Consider the following 13,528-nt stretch of genomic DNA (forward strand, 5'->3'; position numbering starts at 1 on the left):
CCGTCCTCCCGTTCAGAGCGTTTCCGGCTCTTCGCCGATCACCGACGGAGCCACGGGCGCCTGCTGGCCCCACACGTTCTCCGTCTCCACGAGCCACGCGGGGATCCGCCGGCCCGAACCGAGGTCGGATCCCGCGCCCATGCCCATCGGCATCATGGGCATCATCGGCATCGCGCTCTTCGCCGCCGCGCCCGCGGCGCCGGCCGCGCCGCCCGCGAGTCCACTGAGGACTTTCGAGGCACCGCCGTCGCCGGCGAGCCCGGAGTGCGCCGCCGGCGCGTCGCTGCCGCCGGAGAGACCACCGCCGGTCGGGATCCCGCCACCGTCGAGCGACGGCGCGTCGCCGCCGCCGACCGGGATTCCGCCGCCGCTGCCCCCGGTGCCGGCGCCGCCCCCGAGCTTGGTGCCGGGCTGCTCGTCCTTCTTCTTGTCGCCGGGGTCCTTGCCGGTGGCCCACGAAGGCACCTTCGGCATGATCGATCCGAACCGCCCGAACGCGGCCGCCGAAGCCGCCGCGAGACCTGCCGTGAACATGTCGCCGAACAGCGGACTGCCCGAAGTGGACGGTGCGGTCCCGGGCACCCCCGCCGCGGGCGTCGCGGTGCCGCCGCTCGGCAGCGGGTGCGAGTCACCCGGCGTGCCGAGCACGACGCCCGGGCCGGCGAGCCCCGTGCCCGCCGCACCGCCACCGGACGCGCCGCCGCCTGAAGGAGGTGCGGGCGGGGCGTCGACCGCGTTGGGCGACACGGGGATCGCGTCCTCGGCCGAGGTGTAGTCCGTCGCCAGCGCGGTCATCACGGCGACCGCCTTCGCGTGCGCGGAACCGGCGGCGCTCGCCGCCTGTTGCTGCGCCTCGACGTTCGCGATCGCCTGCTGCCGCTGCTGGGCCGCGGCCGCCACCGTCGCGGGCGACGACTCGGCCGGGAGCAGTGGCGGGTTCACGGCGAGCGCGACGTCGCCGGGGGAGACGTCGGGTACCGCGACCGGCGGCGGCATCTGCGCCTTCGCGGTCACGAGTGCGTCGGCCGCGTCGTCGAGCATGTGCTGCATGCCCTGCGCCGTCTCGGCGACCTTGCGGATGCCGCCGACGAGGTCGGTGATCATCGTCTTGTACTGGTCGGCCGCGCCACCGGTCCACTCACCGGAGAAGTCCGTGAGTTCCTTCGAGAGGTTCTCGGCCTGCTCGTGCAGCCCGATGGCCGCGGAGTTCCACTGGTCCGCCGCGGCCTGCGCGCTGCTGGGGTCACCGGCCTGAAGCATCGCGTACAACTGCTGGTGCGTGTACGCGGCGAAGTTGGTGTGCGCCCCGCTCATGCGTCTGTCCCCTGGTCGTTCCCGGAGCCACCGGAGCCGCCGGAACCGAGGCCCAGCAGCGACAGCAGCGGATCGAGCAGCCCGGTCTCCTGACCCGACTGGTGCAGGTCGCCGGCCACCGACTGGTCGGCCTGCTCGTAACCGTCGGCGACGGTGGTGGTCACGTCCTGCGCGAACGTGATCGCGCCGCGGACCTGTTCCAGCAGGCCGCGCATCTCCGCGACGGCGGCGCGGTGCGCGTCGACGAGCGAGGTGGCTTCGCCGAACTCCCCGAACAGCAGCGGGTGGTCGCCGAGCGTGCTGAGGAAGTCGTTGGGCTTGGACATCGCGTGGATCTGGGTTTCCAGCTCCCGCACGAAGTCCTTCAGCGAATCGAGGTGAACGTAGTACGACTGGTCGTGCATCGGTCCCGACCCTCTCGTGCGCGCGGGCCGCGACCCGCGCCGTTCCGGAAGCTGGCAAGCCGGTCGGCCGGTACGAGCGGGGGGTTCCTCGCACCGGCCGACCGACGTCGGGAGCGCGGTCAGCCCGCGAACAGACCCTGGTTGCGGTTCTCCAGCTGCGACTGGAGGTCGTGGGCGTCGCCGACCTTGCCGCCGAACTGCGCGATGATCGCGACGATGTCGGCGGTGGCCTGCCGCAGGCGCGTCTCGGCCTGGCGGGCGGCCTCACCGGCGGAGCTGCCGGAGGCGTACCAGGTGGCCGTGATCGGCTGCAGGTTCTGGTGCAGCTGCTCGAGCTGCGACGTGAGCGCCTTGGCCTTGGCGGCCAGCGACGCCGAGCTGTGCTGCAGCGCGGCGAAGTTGATTTCGACGACGTCAGCCATTTTCTCGGTCCTTCCCGTGGGTCAGGGGTTGAGGCGAGGGATCACCGAGGTGCCCTCGAGGTTGTGGCCGACGCCGGCGAAGCTCTGGTGCACGTCGGAGTCGCCGGTGTTGTAGTTCGTGTGGCTCGTGTGCACGAGCTGCGACATGGTGTCGAGCTCCTTCACGGCGGCCGTCATCTTCTCCTGGAGCCGGCGCTGCAGGTCCCAGAACGCCACGGCCTGGTCGCCCTTGTAGTTGCGGAGCGTCTCGGTGAGCTCCGACTCCAGGCTGGCCATGGTCGTCTTGGCGCTCGACGCGGTTTCCTCGAAGCCCTGGACGGCGCGCGTCATCGCAGCGGAATCTGCCTGGAACCCCGGACTGGACATGACGGGCCACCTCCTTCCCTCTCGCGGAAAAATCCCGGTGCGCGAGAGGCTGCCCCTGCCCGCGCGTTGTGAATGTCACGCTAGAAAAAGGCGAGGTGTGGTTGAACGGCACAACTGCCGGTCGTGCTGACGGCACTATTACCGACAGGGGTGGGGCGGGCCCCACCACGCGGACGGGGGCGCGCGCCAGTGCTGTTCGCCGGCGCCGCCGCGACGCTGGTGAGCATGACTCTCGGGGGAACGACTCTTGCCCGGCTGCACCGGCCGCTCGTGGTGCTGGCCGGGACGATGGCGGTGCTGCTCGTGGTGTCCGCGGCCGGACTGCTGGTCGATGATCGCACGCTCGTCAACGCGCCGCTGTGGGCGAAACCGTTCAAGTTTTCGGTGTCGGTGGGGATGTACGCGCTGACGCTCGCGTGGCTGCTCACGTTGCTGCAACGCGGGCGGCGGGTGGGCTGGTGGATAGGCACGGTGTTCGCGGTGGGCATCGGTGCCGACATGACGTTGCTGGTCTGGCAGATCGTGGTCCGCGACCGGACCCTGCACTTCAACCACGCGACGCCCGCGGACATCCAGATCAACAACCTCGTGGCGACGGGCGCGTTCACGGCGTGGGGCGCGACGGCCGCGGTGGTGGTGCTCCTGCTGTGGCAGAAGCTGCCGGACCGGGCGCTCGCGTCGGCCCTGCGGTGGGGGACGGCGCTGGCGGCCGTCGGCATGGGCTTGGCGCTGCTGATGTTCTCGCCGACGCCGGCTCAACAGGCCGTGCTCTCGACCGGCGTGAAGCCGCCGGTGATCGGCGGCCACACCGTCGGCCTCGCCGACGGCGGACCGGGGCTGCCGCTGCTCGGCTGGAGCACCGCCGGCGGCGATCTGCGGATCCCGCACTTCGTGGGCATCCACGCGATCCAGGTGATCCCGCTCGTCGCGCTCGCGCTGGCGGCACTGGCGCGGCGCTACCCGGCGCTGTCGTCGGACTTCGTGCGCCGGCGCCTGGTCTGGACCGCGACCCTCGGCTACGCGGGAACGATGGCGATCGTGACGTGGCAGGCGCTGCGCGGGCAGTCGATCGTCCGGCCGGACTTCTGGACGCTCGCCGCGGTGGCGGGCCTCGTCGTGGTGGTGGCGTCGGGGGTGAAGGTGTCGCTGCGTTCTGACCGATTTCTGAGAACTCTGGGGTAAGACGGGGTGATGGTCTACCCGCAGGCAGTGCTCGACGCGCTCACCCAGGACCCGGACGCGGTCGCGTTCGAGCACGGCCCGCGGCGGGTCACGCGTGCCGAAGCGTTCGACTTGATCGGCCGGTTCACCGCCGCGCTGCGCGGCGCGGGGGTCTCGCGCGGAGACGGCGTCGGCCTCGCCACCGCCGTCACTCCCGAGGGGTGGGCCGCGCTGATCGCCGCGCAGGCGCTGGGGTGCCGCGCGGTCGGCATCCGGGCGGGCCTGCCGGTCGGGCACCTGCGCGAAGTCGTGGGCGACCTCTCGGCCGTGGTGGTCGACGCGGCTTCCGAAACCCCGGAACTGCGCGCGACAGCCGCGGGCGCGAAGCTGCTGCGGATCGAACCGTCGTTGCTCGAAGTGTTCGAAGAGCCGGTGCCGAGCGGGCGACCGGACGACCCCGGCTGGGTGGTCTTCACCAGCGGCAGCACGGGGTTGCCGAAGGGCGTCGCGTACTCCTTCGCCGCGCTGACGGCGCAGGGGGTTGAGCACCGCCCGGACGAGAGCGCCGCGGACCTGACCGCCCGCTACCGGCGGTTCCTCCTGTTCGGCACCCTGACGAGCGCGGTGATGATCACGCACCTGCGCTCGTGCCTGCTCGCGGGCGGCACGGTGGTGATCCCGGAGGATCTGCCGGACTTCCCGTGGATCCTGCCGCGCCTGGACATCACGGCCGCGTTGACCACCGTCCCGCGGTTGTACCGGATCCTGGACGTGCTGCGCACTTCTGCCGTGGACCTGAGCGGTGTGCGCATGCTGGTGGTGGCCGGTTCGCCCGTCGCGCAGGGCCTGATGGCGGAGGCGTTTTCCCGCGTGGGGCCGGGGATGCAGCAGGCGTACGGGCAGACGGAGGCGGGGAAGCTGACCGTGCTGACGCCGGCTGACGTGGCTGCGTTCCCGGGTGCTGTGGGCTCGGTGGGCCGCCCGTGTGCCGGCGTGGAGATCTCCGTTCGTTCCTCGTCGGGCGCTTCGCTGCCGGCGGGTTCGTCCGGTGAGATCTTCGTGCGCACGCCCGGGTTGTTCACCGAGTACTGGCGCAACCCCGCCCAGACCGCTTCCGTGCTGCAGGACGGGTGGCTCCGCACGCAGGACGTCGGGAGCGTGGACGACGCCGGCTTCCTGTACCTGACCGGCCGGACGCGAGACGTGGTGATCGTGAACGCGGTGATCCACTACGCGGGGCCGATCGAGCGCGCGTTGACCGAGCACCCGGACGTGGACCAGGCCTACGTCGTGGCGGTTCCCCACGAGGACACGGGCGAGGCGGCGCGCGCGTTCGTGGTCGCGGCGCCGGGGCGGAGCCCGGATGTGGTGGCGTTGCGCGGGGTGGTGGCGTCCTTCGTGGGCGAGGCCGCGGCTTCGGTGACGGTGATCGACGAGGTTCCCGTTGCGCCGTCGGGAAAACCGGACAAGGCGGCGTTACCGGGGCTGGTGCGCTGATCGGCCGAACGCCGCGTGGAGAGCCGCTACGTCGGCGAGGTCGTGCGCGCGCGGTTCGTAGCCCTGGTGGAACAGGAGTTGCTGCGCGACCGACAGGCACGGCACGGTGACGCCCTCGACGGTGCCCGTGGCGAAGCAGTCCGCGGGGTAGCGAAAGGTCCCGCCGGTGTCGTCGGCGGCTTGGGTGGCGGAGCCGTCGGCGGCGAAGTGCAGGGGGTGCAGGTCGAGGGATGCGCTGTCGGGGCGGGTGAGGACGAAGCGGACGGGGCGGAGGTTCTCGGCCTCGGTGAAGTCCGAGAGCGCCGCTAGCACGTCGGCTTCTTCGTCGGCGCGGTGGAGGAGGTCGAGGTCGGTGTGGTCGCGCGTCTGGCGGCCCAGGAGCGCGTCGACGCCCCAGCCGCCGGCGAGCCAGACGTGGCAGCCGGCCGAGTGCAGGCGGGACAGGACGTCCAGGGCGGTTTCGGCGGTGAGCACGGGGTGGAGTGTGCCGAACGGGCCCGGGCTGCGCACGGAAATTACGGGTGGCGACGGAATCCGCGGGCGGTCGGGAGCCCGCCCGCGACGGAAACCGCCCGCCGCGTGGAAGGACGCGGCGGGCGGTGGGCCGGGGGTGGGTCAGACGCCCGCGGTCTGCTTGATCCAGTCGCGGCTCGCGGCGACGCTCGCGTAGTTCTGCTTGCCGTTCTTGTCGCTGCCGGAGTTCTCGCCCGTGGAGCAGACGCCGACCTGCACGCCGTCGGAGAGCTCGGGGCCGCCGGAGTCGCCGTGCCAGGAGGAGCCCGTGACGCCCTCGCTGGCGATGGCGGTGCCGTTGAAGGCGTCGGTGCCCTTGCCGGTGACCTTGACGTCCGCGGTCTTCAGCGTGTCGGACGGCGGGTTGTTGCCCTCGGTGCGGCCCCAGCCGTAGATCTGGTTGGTGGCACCGGTTTCCGGGTCCGCGTCGGCGAGCTTCATGTACATCGCGTCGACCGACGTCGACAGGTGCAGCAGGGCGATGTCGCCGTTGGGCGAGGCCTTCTGCTGGTCCACGGCCGCCTCGGTGCCCTTGCCGAGCGCGACGTCACCGACCTTGACGTGCATGCCCGGCTGGTTGAGGCAGTGCTGCGCCGTCAGCACCCACTGCGCCGCGATGATCGTGCCGGAGCACTCGAACCCGCCGAACTCGGTCGCGTCGTCCCAGAACACCTGCGCACCCCACGGCGCCGAGTCCACGGTCTCCCCGCCGATGATCCGCGGCCCGGACGCGCTCGCCGCCCCCGCGGACACCACCCCCAGCACCGCAGCCGCGCCGGCCACCACGGCCACTGCCTTCGCGAAACGCATCCGAACCCCTCCGTCGATGAAATGATTTCACCAACGTAGGAGTCGGGTGGAAATTCCATAACCGACTTCAGTCGGGTCTCGATGGGCATTCCGTTGTAGGCCATTCGGCCTAGTGATGTCGCGCCACCAAGGGATCGCGGTCGTGGTGCAGACTGGTGCGGCCGTAGGCGAGGATCAGCATCGCCGGGCCGGGTGGCGATGATCCGCTGTGGAGCGTCGTGAGGGGTGGGTGCGGGTGAGCGAGTTCCGGTGGCCCGATTGGCTGCGGTGGCCCCGCGGCCCGAGATGGGACAGCGACCCGCCGGAACCGACTGCCGAGCCGGAGGAGCGGCGGCCGGTCAGGATCAGGGTGTCCGTGGAGGCGAGGGCGTGGCCGCTGTGGGTGCTCGGGCCAGAGGGGGTCGGGGTCGATGAGGTGGATCCGGCGTCGCCGGAGCTGGGGTTGAGTGTGGAGCTGGCGCGAGACCTGCTGGCGTGGCAGTCCGACTTCGACGCCCTGTTCGACTGGGACGACCCGGGCTCAGCCGAGTTTTCCGCACCTGAGGCCGAACGCGAGTTCGCCGAGCGCGGCTGGGAACTCGCCCGGCGGGTACGACGCGAGCTCGACGAGAATTGGGAAGTGACCTACCACAACGGCCCGCCCTACGGCGAAGTCGTCATCCGGAAGACGTCGGCGCCGGGGGAAACTTGATGCTGAGTTTCAGAGCTGCCAACACCTTGTGGCGCCGCGCTCCGTTCCCGGCTACCACAACGAATCGAGCGCTGGCCCCACTTGCAGCGACTTGGCGGAAATTGACGAGCACGTGATTGCCTGATCAAGTTCGTCGAACGAGGTATTTTTGATCCATCTCCGGTGGACGTGCTGCCACCACTGCAAGAGATCATGGAGCGCATCGAGGCGGCGAGCGCCGAGGTGAGGGCCGATGAGCGGGCTTTCGCGGACCATCAGCACACCTACGTTGCGTTGATGCATCTCGGCTGCTCCCAGTTTCTCAGCCAGGATCCGTCGACGAGCTGACCAGGGCTAAGCCTCCACGGGCTTCGTCCACGCCACCTGCACCAGCCCCGCCCCGTGGCGGCGCGACACCAGCGTCCCCCGGCCCGGTGGTTGCGGCGAAGGCTTCACGTCGCCCAGCAACGGGCCCTCCTCCTTGGCACCGGACATGATCAACCCCGGCGACCCCAGCTCCCGGACGCGCTGCAGCACCGGTTCGTACAACCCCCGCCCAGCCCCACCCGAAGCGCGGGCGATGATCAAATGCAACCCGATGTCCCGGGCCTGCGGCAGGAACTCCAGCAGCGGCAGCAAGGGGTTCTTCCCTGCGGTGGCAACGAGTTCGTAGTCGTCGATCAACACGTACAGGTCCGGTCCCCGCCACCACGACCGCGTACGGAGCTGCTCCGGCGTCACGTCCGGGCCGGGCAAGCGATTGCGCATCGCCGTGGCGCATTGGCCGACGAGGTCCGTCAGGGTGTTCTCCGCGCCCGCGTAACCCAGCAGGTGGGGCTGGTCCACGGCGCCCAGCAGGCCACGTCGGTAGTCGCCCACCAGAAGAAGGGCCTCGTCGGGCGGGAAAGCAGAAGAAATGCCCAGGGCGAGAGCCCGCAGCGAAGAACTCTTCCCCGACTCCACATCCCCGAACGCCAGGAAATGGGGATCCGCAGCGAAGTCCAGGTGCACCGGCCTCAGGTTCGACTCCGCGATCCCCAGCACAACCCGCGAAGAAGCCGGCAACGACTCCAACGGCACCTCGGACGGCAGCAACCGCACCTGAGGCGCCCGCGCGCCCGGCCAAGCCGCCGTAACCCGGTGCACTAGGTCCAGACCACCGGCACCGATGGTCTCCGGCCGTTGATCACCGTCGACGCGGGGCAAAGCGGCCAAGAAGTGCAGCTTGTCGGAAGTCAACCCCCGCCCCGGCCGGTCGGCAGGGACGTTCAAAGCCACTTTCCGATCGATCGACGAATCCGCCGGATCACCCAGCCGCAGCTCGAACCGAGTGCCGATGGCGTCACGAAGCTGGGCGCGGACGCCGATCCACTGGTTCACCGTGACGATCACGTGAATCCCGAACCCCAGGCCCCGCGCGGCCAGCCCGGTGATCTGCTCCTCGAGCTGCTCGTACTCCTGCCGGATGGTGGTCCAGTTGTCCACGAACAGGAACACGTCGCCGAATTCGCGGCCGTCGGTGCTTTCCGTGAACTCCGCGCGCCGCGAACGGAACGCGGCCATCGACTCGAGCCCGTGCGCGGCGAAGAACTCCTCACGCTGCTCCAGCAACGTCGTCAGTTCGGCCACGACCCGGCGGCAGCGCTGCGCGTCGCGGCGGGTGGCGTAGCCCGAGACGTGCGGCAGGCCGGCGATCGGGGCCAGGGCACCGCCGCCCATGTCCAGGATGAAGAGCTGGACTTCCGAAGGGGTGTGGGTCAACGCCAGCATCGCGGCGATGTCCTTGAGCAAAGTCGACTTGCCGCTTTGCGGTGCGCCCACGACGAGGGCGTGACCGGCCGCGCCGGAGAAGTCGGCCCAGAGCATGTCTCGCCGTTGCTCGAAGGGCTTGTCGACCAGGGCGACGGGAATGGTCAGCTTCCCGTTGCCACCCCAGCCGAGCGGGCACAACCCGCGAGCAGGATCTGCACCCAGCGGCGGCAGCAGCTGGTCCACAGTGGGCGGTTCGGCCAGCGGCGGCAGCCAGATCTGGTGCGCCTCCGGGCCGCGGCCGGTCAGCCGCGACAGCATCGCGTGGATGATCGTCTCGCCGGTGCCCTTCTCCGGCACCGGAGCCGGAACCTCGGCCGACAGCGGCACCTCGACCGCGTCCAACGTGAACGGCAGCACGCCCAGCTGCTGCCCGTCCTCCCGCACGATCGTGCTGCGCGGCGGCAGTTCGCCCGAGACGTACGCGGCCTTGAACCGCGTCAGCGTGTCGTTGTCGGACTTCAGGTAGGCCGAACCCGGCACCGGCGGCAGCTGGTACGCGTCGGCCACCCCGAGCACCGCGCGGCTCTCCGACGCCGAGAACGTGCGCAGCCCGATCCGGTACGACAGGTGCGAGTCGAGCCCGCGCAGGCGCCCCTCCTCCAGCCGCTGCGACGCGAGCAGCAGGTGGATCCCCAGCGAACGCCCGAGCCGCCCGATCGCCACGAACAGGTCGATGAACTCCGGCCGTGACGACAGCAGCTCCGAGAACTCGTCGATGATCACCAGCAGTGAAGGCAACTGCTGCAGCGGCACGCCGTCGGCGCGCGCCTTTTCGTAGTCGCGCACCGACGCGTAGTTCCCCGCCGCGTGCAGCAGTTCCTGGCGCCGCAGCAGCTCGCCGTTGAGCGCGTCGGCCATGCGGTCGACGAGCGCGAGGTCGTCGGACAGGTTGGTGATCACCGCGCACACGTGCGGCAGCCCGGTCATGCCGGCGAACGTCGCACCGCCCTTGAAGTCGATGAGCGCCAGGTTCAGCTTCTCCGACGAGTGCGTCACGGCCAGCGCGGTCACGAGCGTGCGCAGCAGTTCGCTCTTGCCCGAACCGGTCGCGCCGATCACGAGCCCGTGCGGGCCCATGCCGCCCTCGGCCGATTCCTTGAGGTCCAGGTCCACGGGCCGGCCCTCGGGGTTCACGCCCAGCGGGATGCGCAGCCGGTCACGGGCCGCGCGCGGCGCCCACGTGACGGTGGTGTCGGTGTCGCGCGGGTCGCCGATGCCGAGCAGCCCGGACAGCCCGAACGTCGCCGACATCGGCTTCTCGCTCACCACGGCCGTGCCCTGGTGCAGCGGGGTCAGCGTGCGCGCGAGCGCCTCGGCCGCGCCGTGGTCCAGCCGGTCCGGCGTGCCGAGGAACCCGAGCCGCGCCTCCGTGCCGCCGTCGAGCACGACCATGCCGAGCTGGTCCGGCGCGACGTGCAGGCTCAGCAGCTGCTCGTTCGACGCCGTCCGCGGCTGCTCGCCGCCGACCTCCAGCACGGTGACCCCGAGCCGGCCCTCCTCGGCCAGCAGCCGCGGTTCGCCCTGCGTGCCGCCGCCGTCGACGACCACCACCACGTGCGGCACGTCGTGCGGCGTGCCGGGCCGCCGCGTGAACGGCGGACGGTCGCCGAGGTCCGGGCCGAGCAGCTCCGCCAGCTCGGCCGGTCCGGCCGCCACGAGCCGGCGCGGGCCCGCCGCATCGGAGCGGGCGGGCGCGGTGGCGTGCGGGAGCCACTTCGCCCATTCCCAGTCGTGCCGGCGGTCCGGGTGCACGCACAACGCGACGCGCAGGTCGGCGGGGGAGTGGAACGTGACGAGCTGGGCCAGCACCGCGCGCACGAGCCCGAGCACGTCCGGGCGCCGGCCCGACAGCGTCGCCGCCGCGTAGGAGCGCAGCGACAGGGAAACCGGCAGGCCCTCCACAGTGGAGTACGTGCGGATGAAGTACTTCAGGTTCGTCGACGAGACCGGGTCGAGGTCCTCCAGCGGCACGGTCTGCGGCGCGCGCAGCGGCGTCGCGAGCGGCTGCGGCCCGCTGGCCGCGCGCACGAGCGCGAAGTGCCGGTCGCCGCGGCGGCGGTCCCAGTACTGGCCGGTTTCGACGTAGGCCCACAGGTCGGCGGGGTCGGGCTGCTGCGCGATCAGCGCCGCGCGCTGTTCGTCGGCGACCGCCCGCACCTTCGTGCGCAGGCCCGCGAGGTAGCGCTGGTAGTCGCGGCGCTCCTCGTTGATCTGCGCCTTCTTCGCCATCCCGCCGCGCCCGAGCGACAGCACGACCATCCCGCCCATGGCGGTCACGAACAGGGCGCCGAAGATCCAGGTCATCACCCCGCCGTCGCGTCCGATGTAGACGAACGACATCGCGCCCATGCCCAGCATCATCGGCAGGAACATCATGAGCTGCAGCAGACCGCCCGGGCCGCTCTTCGGGAGCATCGGCGGAGACTGCAGCATGATCTCGCCGGGCTGCTCCCCGAGCAGGTCGAGGCGGTCACGGGACGGGCTCATACCCCGTATTTTCGCCACCCCCGGCGCCGTCGCGGTGGGTACTTTTGCCGTCCGCTCGCCGCCGCGCGCGAACCTACGCTCTCCCGAGCCCCCCTCATCCGGGGGAGGCGGCACGACGTTCCCGGGAGGGAGAGCCATGGTCACCGCGGGCGAGTACCGGGCCGAGCCCGAGGCCATGCGCTCGATCGTCGGCAACGTCGGCGGCATCGTCGCCCACGGGATCAACGCGGTCGCCGACCTCGAACGGCTCGTGGTGCAGCCCACGTCGTTCGCCGGCCTCGGCAGCGTGGTCGCGGCGGCCAACGCGGCGCTGCACTCCGGCCAGGTCTCGGCGGTGCGCACGCTGCTGCAGCTGCTGCAGCAGATCAACGGCCTGGTCAAGACCAGCGCCGACGCCTACCAAGCCGGCGACGAGGCGGTCGCGAGCGGTTACGGCGGCTCGGCCACGACGAGCGCCCCGTCGACGTCGATCTGGGGCACCCCGCACGCCGCCGAACTCGCCACCATCGCGAGCAACGACAGCGCCGGCGCGCCCGGTGATCCGGGTTCCGTCGGCACCGTGCTGCGCTACCTCGGCGACGCGGGCCTCGGCCGGCTCGGCGAGCACCCGGTCACCGGCGCCCGCTTCCACGGCGTCGCCGACTTCAACGACTGGCTCGCCGGCGACGCCGGCAACCAGGCCCGGGTCGGTCTGATCGAGGTCTACGCCGGCACCGCGCGCACCTTCTCCGACGTGCCCGGCGGCGTGCACGCCGGTGACGTCGTGGTGGTCGAGCCACTGCTGTTCTCCGACAGCGGCCCGGTGATCGGCGTGGCCGGCGACGGCGGCGTCCTCTACAACCACGGGCTCGTCGCCCCCGGCCTCGGCGGCCTGGCCAAGGTCAGCGTGTACCGGCCCGCGTCCGTCTGACCCCCGACTCCCGACCAAGTGAGGTCCGATGCTGACTTTCCCGAACTCCAGCGCGATGGACGCCACCGCGTCCTCGGGCGGCCCGATCACCGTGCTGCCGCAGATCGTCACCGGGCAGCCCGAGCAGATCGCCAAGCACGTGCTCGACCTGCTGCACAAGGCCACCGAGTTCGCGTCGCTCTACCAGGAGCTGAGCAAGGCGGCCGACCAGCTCGGCAAGGTGTGGTCCGGTGCGGCGTCGGAGTCGGCGCTGAAGAAGATCTCCGATTCGCTCGACCAGCTCACGAAGATCATCGGCGTGATCGAGAAGGGCGCGCAGCTGCTCGGGGTGTCGGGCACGCTGGTCAAGACCGCTCAGGAGGCCTACCGCTCGGTGGTCGCGGCCGTGAACCCGACCGTCGCGTCGCTCATGTCGAACTGGTGGACGTACGGCGCGGCCGTCGCGCTGTCGACGGCCACGAGTGCTTCGCTCAAGGCGTTCATCACCGCGATCGGCGCGTTGCTCAAGGCGCTCGGCGCGGGTGACCTGGCCAACCAGATCACGCAGGTCGCGCAGATCATCGGCGAGATCGAGAAGCTCTTCACCGGTGGCGACGCCGGTTCGGCCGCCACCGCCGGCGCGGCGGGCAACTCGGCCGTGTCGAGCACGCCGGTCACCGCGCCGCAGGCGCCGCCGCCGGTCGCGAGCGCGGCCGGGCAGCAGGCGACAGCGGGCTGTCCCGGCGGTGGCGTCGGTGGCGGCGCGACGACTCCGTCGGGACAGCCGTCGTTCACGAACTACACCCCGCCCGCGCTCGCGGGCGCCACCGGGACGACGCCGACGACGCCGACGACACCGACCTCGCCGGCCACACCGACCACGCCGGTCACCGCGAACGGCACACCGCTCGACCCGGCGAACAGCTGGATGGCCGTGGACCCGGCGACGACGGCGCCCGCCGGCACCGCCCCCGTCACCACCGCCCCCGCCGGTGGTTCGGTCACTCCGCTCGCCCCCGCCGGTGCCGGCGAAGTCGTGATCCACACCGACCTGGCCACGGGCCAGTCGACGGTCGAGGCGCCCGCGGGCCAGGACCTCGACCTCGACCTCGACCTGGACCTCACCTACAACGGCAGCCACTTCCAGCAGCACGTCGACATCGACGCGAAGGGCGCTTAGGCG

The 13,528-nt window shown here is 71.4% G+C and carries 13 protein-coding genes; 6 read left to right on the top strand and 7 right to left on the bottom strand.

Annotated elements, in window-relative coordinates:
* Positions 1 to 12: 12 nt before the first annotated feature.
* The 4 genes from ACIA77_RS21370 to ACIA77_RS21385 form a co-directional block, all read right to left on the bottom strand.
* On the bottom strand, positions 13 to 1,314 hold the full coding sequence (locus tag ACIA77_RS21370; RefSeq protein ID WP_395887660.1) for a WXG100 family type VII secretion target: 1,302 nt from the start codon (positions 1,312 to 1,314) through the stop codon (positions 13 to 15).
* Positions 1,311 to 1,718 carry a hypothetical protein gene (locus tag ACIA77_RS21375; RefSeq protein ID WP_395887661.1) on the bottom strand — a complete coding sequence of 136 codons (408 nt, stop codon included), beginning with the start codon at positions 1,716 to 1,718 and terminating at the stop codon, positions 1,311 to 1,313. The genes ACIA77_RS21370 and ACIA77_RS21375 overlap by 4 nt, the downstream gene beginning before the upstream one ends.
* Before the next feature lie 119 nt (positions 1,719 to 1,837).
* Positions 1,838 to 2,140 carry a hypothetical protein gene (locus ACIA77_RS21380; RefSeq protein ID WP_395887662.1) on the bottom strand — a complete coding sequence of 101 codons (303 nt, stop codon included), beginning with the start codon at positions 2,138 to 2,140 and terminating at the stop codon, positions 1,838 to 1,840.
* Positions 2,141 to 2,161: 21 nt separating this feature from the next.
* Positions 2,162 to 2,506, bottom strand: a complete 345-nt coding sequence (locus tag ACIA77_RS21385) for a WXG100 family type VII secretion target (protein WP_395887663.1) — start codon at positions 2,504 to 2,506, stop codon at positions 2,162 to 2,164.
* 225 nt (positions 2,507 to 2,731) lie between these two features.
* Here ACIA77_RS21385 and ACIA77_RS21390 point away from each other — a divergent pair, with 225 nt between their 5' ends.
* Both ACIA77_RS21390 and ACIA77_RS21395 read left to right on the top strand, forming a co-directional pair.
* Positions 2,732 to 3,688, top strand: coding sequence for a hypothetical protein (locus ACIA77_RS21390; protein WP_395887664.1), 957 nt, complete (start codon positions 2,732 to 2,734; stop codon positions 3,686 to 3,688).
* Between the two features lie 9 nt (positions 3,689 to 3,697).
* Entirely contained in the window at positions 3,698 to 5,164 is a 1,467-nt protein-coding gene (locus ACIA77_RS21395; protein WP_395887665.1) for a class I adenylate-forming enzyme family protein, read from the top strand.
* On the opposite strand, the gene ACIA77_RS21400 is transcribed toward ACIA77_RS21395, so the two are convergent.
* Both ACIA77_RS21400 and ACIA77_RS21405 read right to left on the bottom strand, forming a co-directional pair.
* Complete coding sequence (locus ACIA77_RS21400) at positions 5,144 to 5,638, bottom strand: nucleotidyltransferase domain-containing protein (protein WP_395887666.1); 495 nt, start codon at positions 5,636 to 5,638, stop codon at positions 5,144 to 5,146. The two genes, ACIA77_RS21395 and ACIA77_RS21400, sit on opposite strands and share 21 nt — an antisense overlap.
* 141 nt (positions 5,639 to 5,779) lie before the next feature.
* On the bottom strand, positions 5,780 to 6,487 hold the full coding sequence (locus tag ACIA77_RS21405; RefSeq protein WP_395887667.1) for a S1 family peptidase: 708 nt from the start codon (positions 6,485 to 6,487) through the stop codon (positions 5,780 to 5,782).
* A gap of 349 nt (positions 6,488 to 6,836) precedes the next feature.
* Between ACIA77_RS21405 and ACIA77_RS21410 the strand changes: the two genes are divergently transcribed.
* Together ACIA77_RS21410 and ACIA77_RS21415 are read left to right on the top strand one after the other, a co-directional pair.
* Complete coding sequence (locus ACIA77_RS21410) at positions 6,837 to 7,178, top strand: hypothetical protein (protein ID WP_395887668.1); 342 nt, start codon at positions 6,837 to 6,839, stop codon at positions 7,176 to 7,178.
* A 162-nt stretch (positions 7,179 to 7,340) separates the two neighbouring features.
* Positions 7,341 to 7,505: a hypothetical protein gene (locus tag ACIA77_RS21415; protein ID WP_395887669.1), complete on the top strand. Its 165-nt coding sequence runs from the start codon at positions 7,341 to 7,343 to the stop codon at positions 7,503 to 7,505.
* Between the two features lie 6 nt (positions 7,506 to 7,511).
* On the opposite strand, the gene eccCa is transcribed toward ACIA77_RS21415, so the two are convergent.
* Positions 7,512 to 11,456, bottom strand: a complete 3,945-nt coding sequence (eccCa, locus tag ACIA77_RS21420; protein ID WP_395887670.1) for a type VII secretion protein EccCa — start codon at positions 11,454 to 11,456, stop codon at positions 7,512 to 7,514.
* Positions 11,457 to 11,592: 136 nt separating this feature from the next.
* Here eccCa and ACIA77_RS21425 point away from each other — a divergent pair, with 136 nt between their 5' ends.
* Together ACIA77_RS21425 and ACIA77_RS21430 are read left to right on the top strand one after the other, a co-directional pair.
* Positions 11,593 to 12,366: a WXG100 family type VII secretion target gene (locus ACIA77_RS21425; RefSeq protein WP_395887671.1), complete on the top strand. Its 774-nt coding sequence runs from the start codon at positions 11,593 to 11,595 to the stop codon at positions 12,364 to 12,366.
* Between the two features lie 28 nt (positions 12,367 to 12,394).
* On the top strand, positions 12,395 to 13,525 hold the full coding sequence (locus tag ACIA77_RS21430; protein WP_395887672.1) for a hypothetical protein: 1,131 nt from the start codon (positions 12,395 to 12,397) through the stop codon (positions 13,523 to 13,525).
* Positions 13,526 to 13,528: the final 3 nt, after the last annotated feature.

This window comes from Amycolatopsis sp. NPDC051903 (assembly GCF_044452505.1).
In the GTDB taxonomy this organism is placed as follows: Bacteria; Actinomycetota; Actinomycetes; order Mycobacteriales; family Pseudonocardiaceae; genus Amycolatopsis.

Coding starts and splice junctions, on each gene's coding strand:
- ACIA77_RS21380 (WP_395887662.1), bottom strand. CDS start 2,140: ATGGCTGACGTCGTCGAAATCAACTTCGCCGCGCTGCAGCACAGCTCG.
- ACIA77_RS21385 (WP_395887663.1), bottom strand. CDS start 2,506: ATGTCCAGTCCGGGGTTCCAGGCAGATTCCGCTGCGATGACGCGCGCC.
- ACIA77_RS21430 (WP_395887672.1), top strand. CDS start 12,395: ATGCTGACTTTCCCGAACTCCAGCGCGATGGACGCCACCGCGTCCTCG.
- ACIA77_RS21390 (WP_395887664.1), top strand. CDS start 2,732: ATGACTCTCGGGGGAACGACTCTTGCCCGGCTGCACCGGCCGCTCGTG.
- ACIA77_RS21425 (WP_395887671.1), top strand. CDS start 11,593: ATGGTCACCGCGGGCGAGTACCGGGCCGAGCCCGAGGCCATGCGCTCG.
- eccCa (WP_395887670.1), bottom strand. CDS start 11,456: ATGAGCCCGTCCCGTGACCGCCTCGACCTGCTCGGGGAGCAGCCCGGC.
- ACIA77_RS21370 (WP_395887660.1), bottom strand. CDS start 1,314: ATGAGCGGGGCGCACACCAACTTCGCCGCGTACACGCACCAGCAGTTG.
- ACIA77_RS21395 (WP_395887665.1), top strand. CDS start 3,698: ATGGTCTACCCGCAGGCAGTGCTCGACGCGCTCACCCAGGACCCGGAC.
- ACIA77_RS21375 (WP_395887661.1), bottom strand. CDS start 1,718: ATGCACGACCAGTCGTACTACGTTCACCTCGATTCGCTGAAGGACTTC.
- ACIA77_RS21405 (WP_395887667.1), bottom strand. CDS start 6,487: ATGCGTTTCGCGAAGGCAGTGGCCGTGGTGGCCGGCGCGGCTGCGGTG.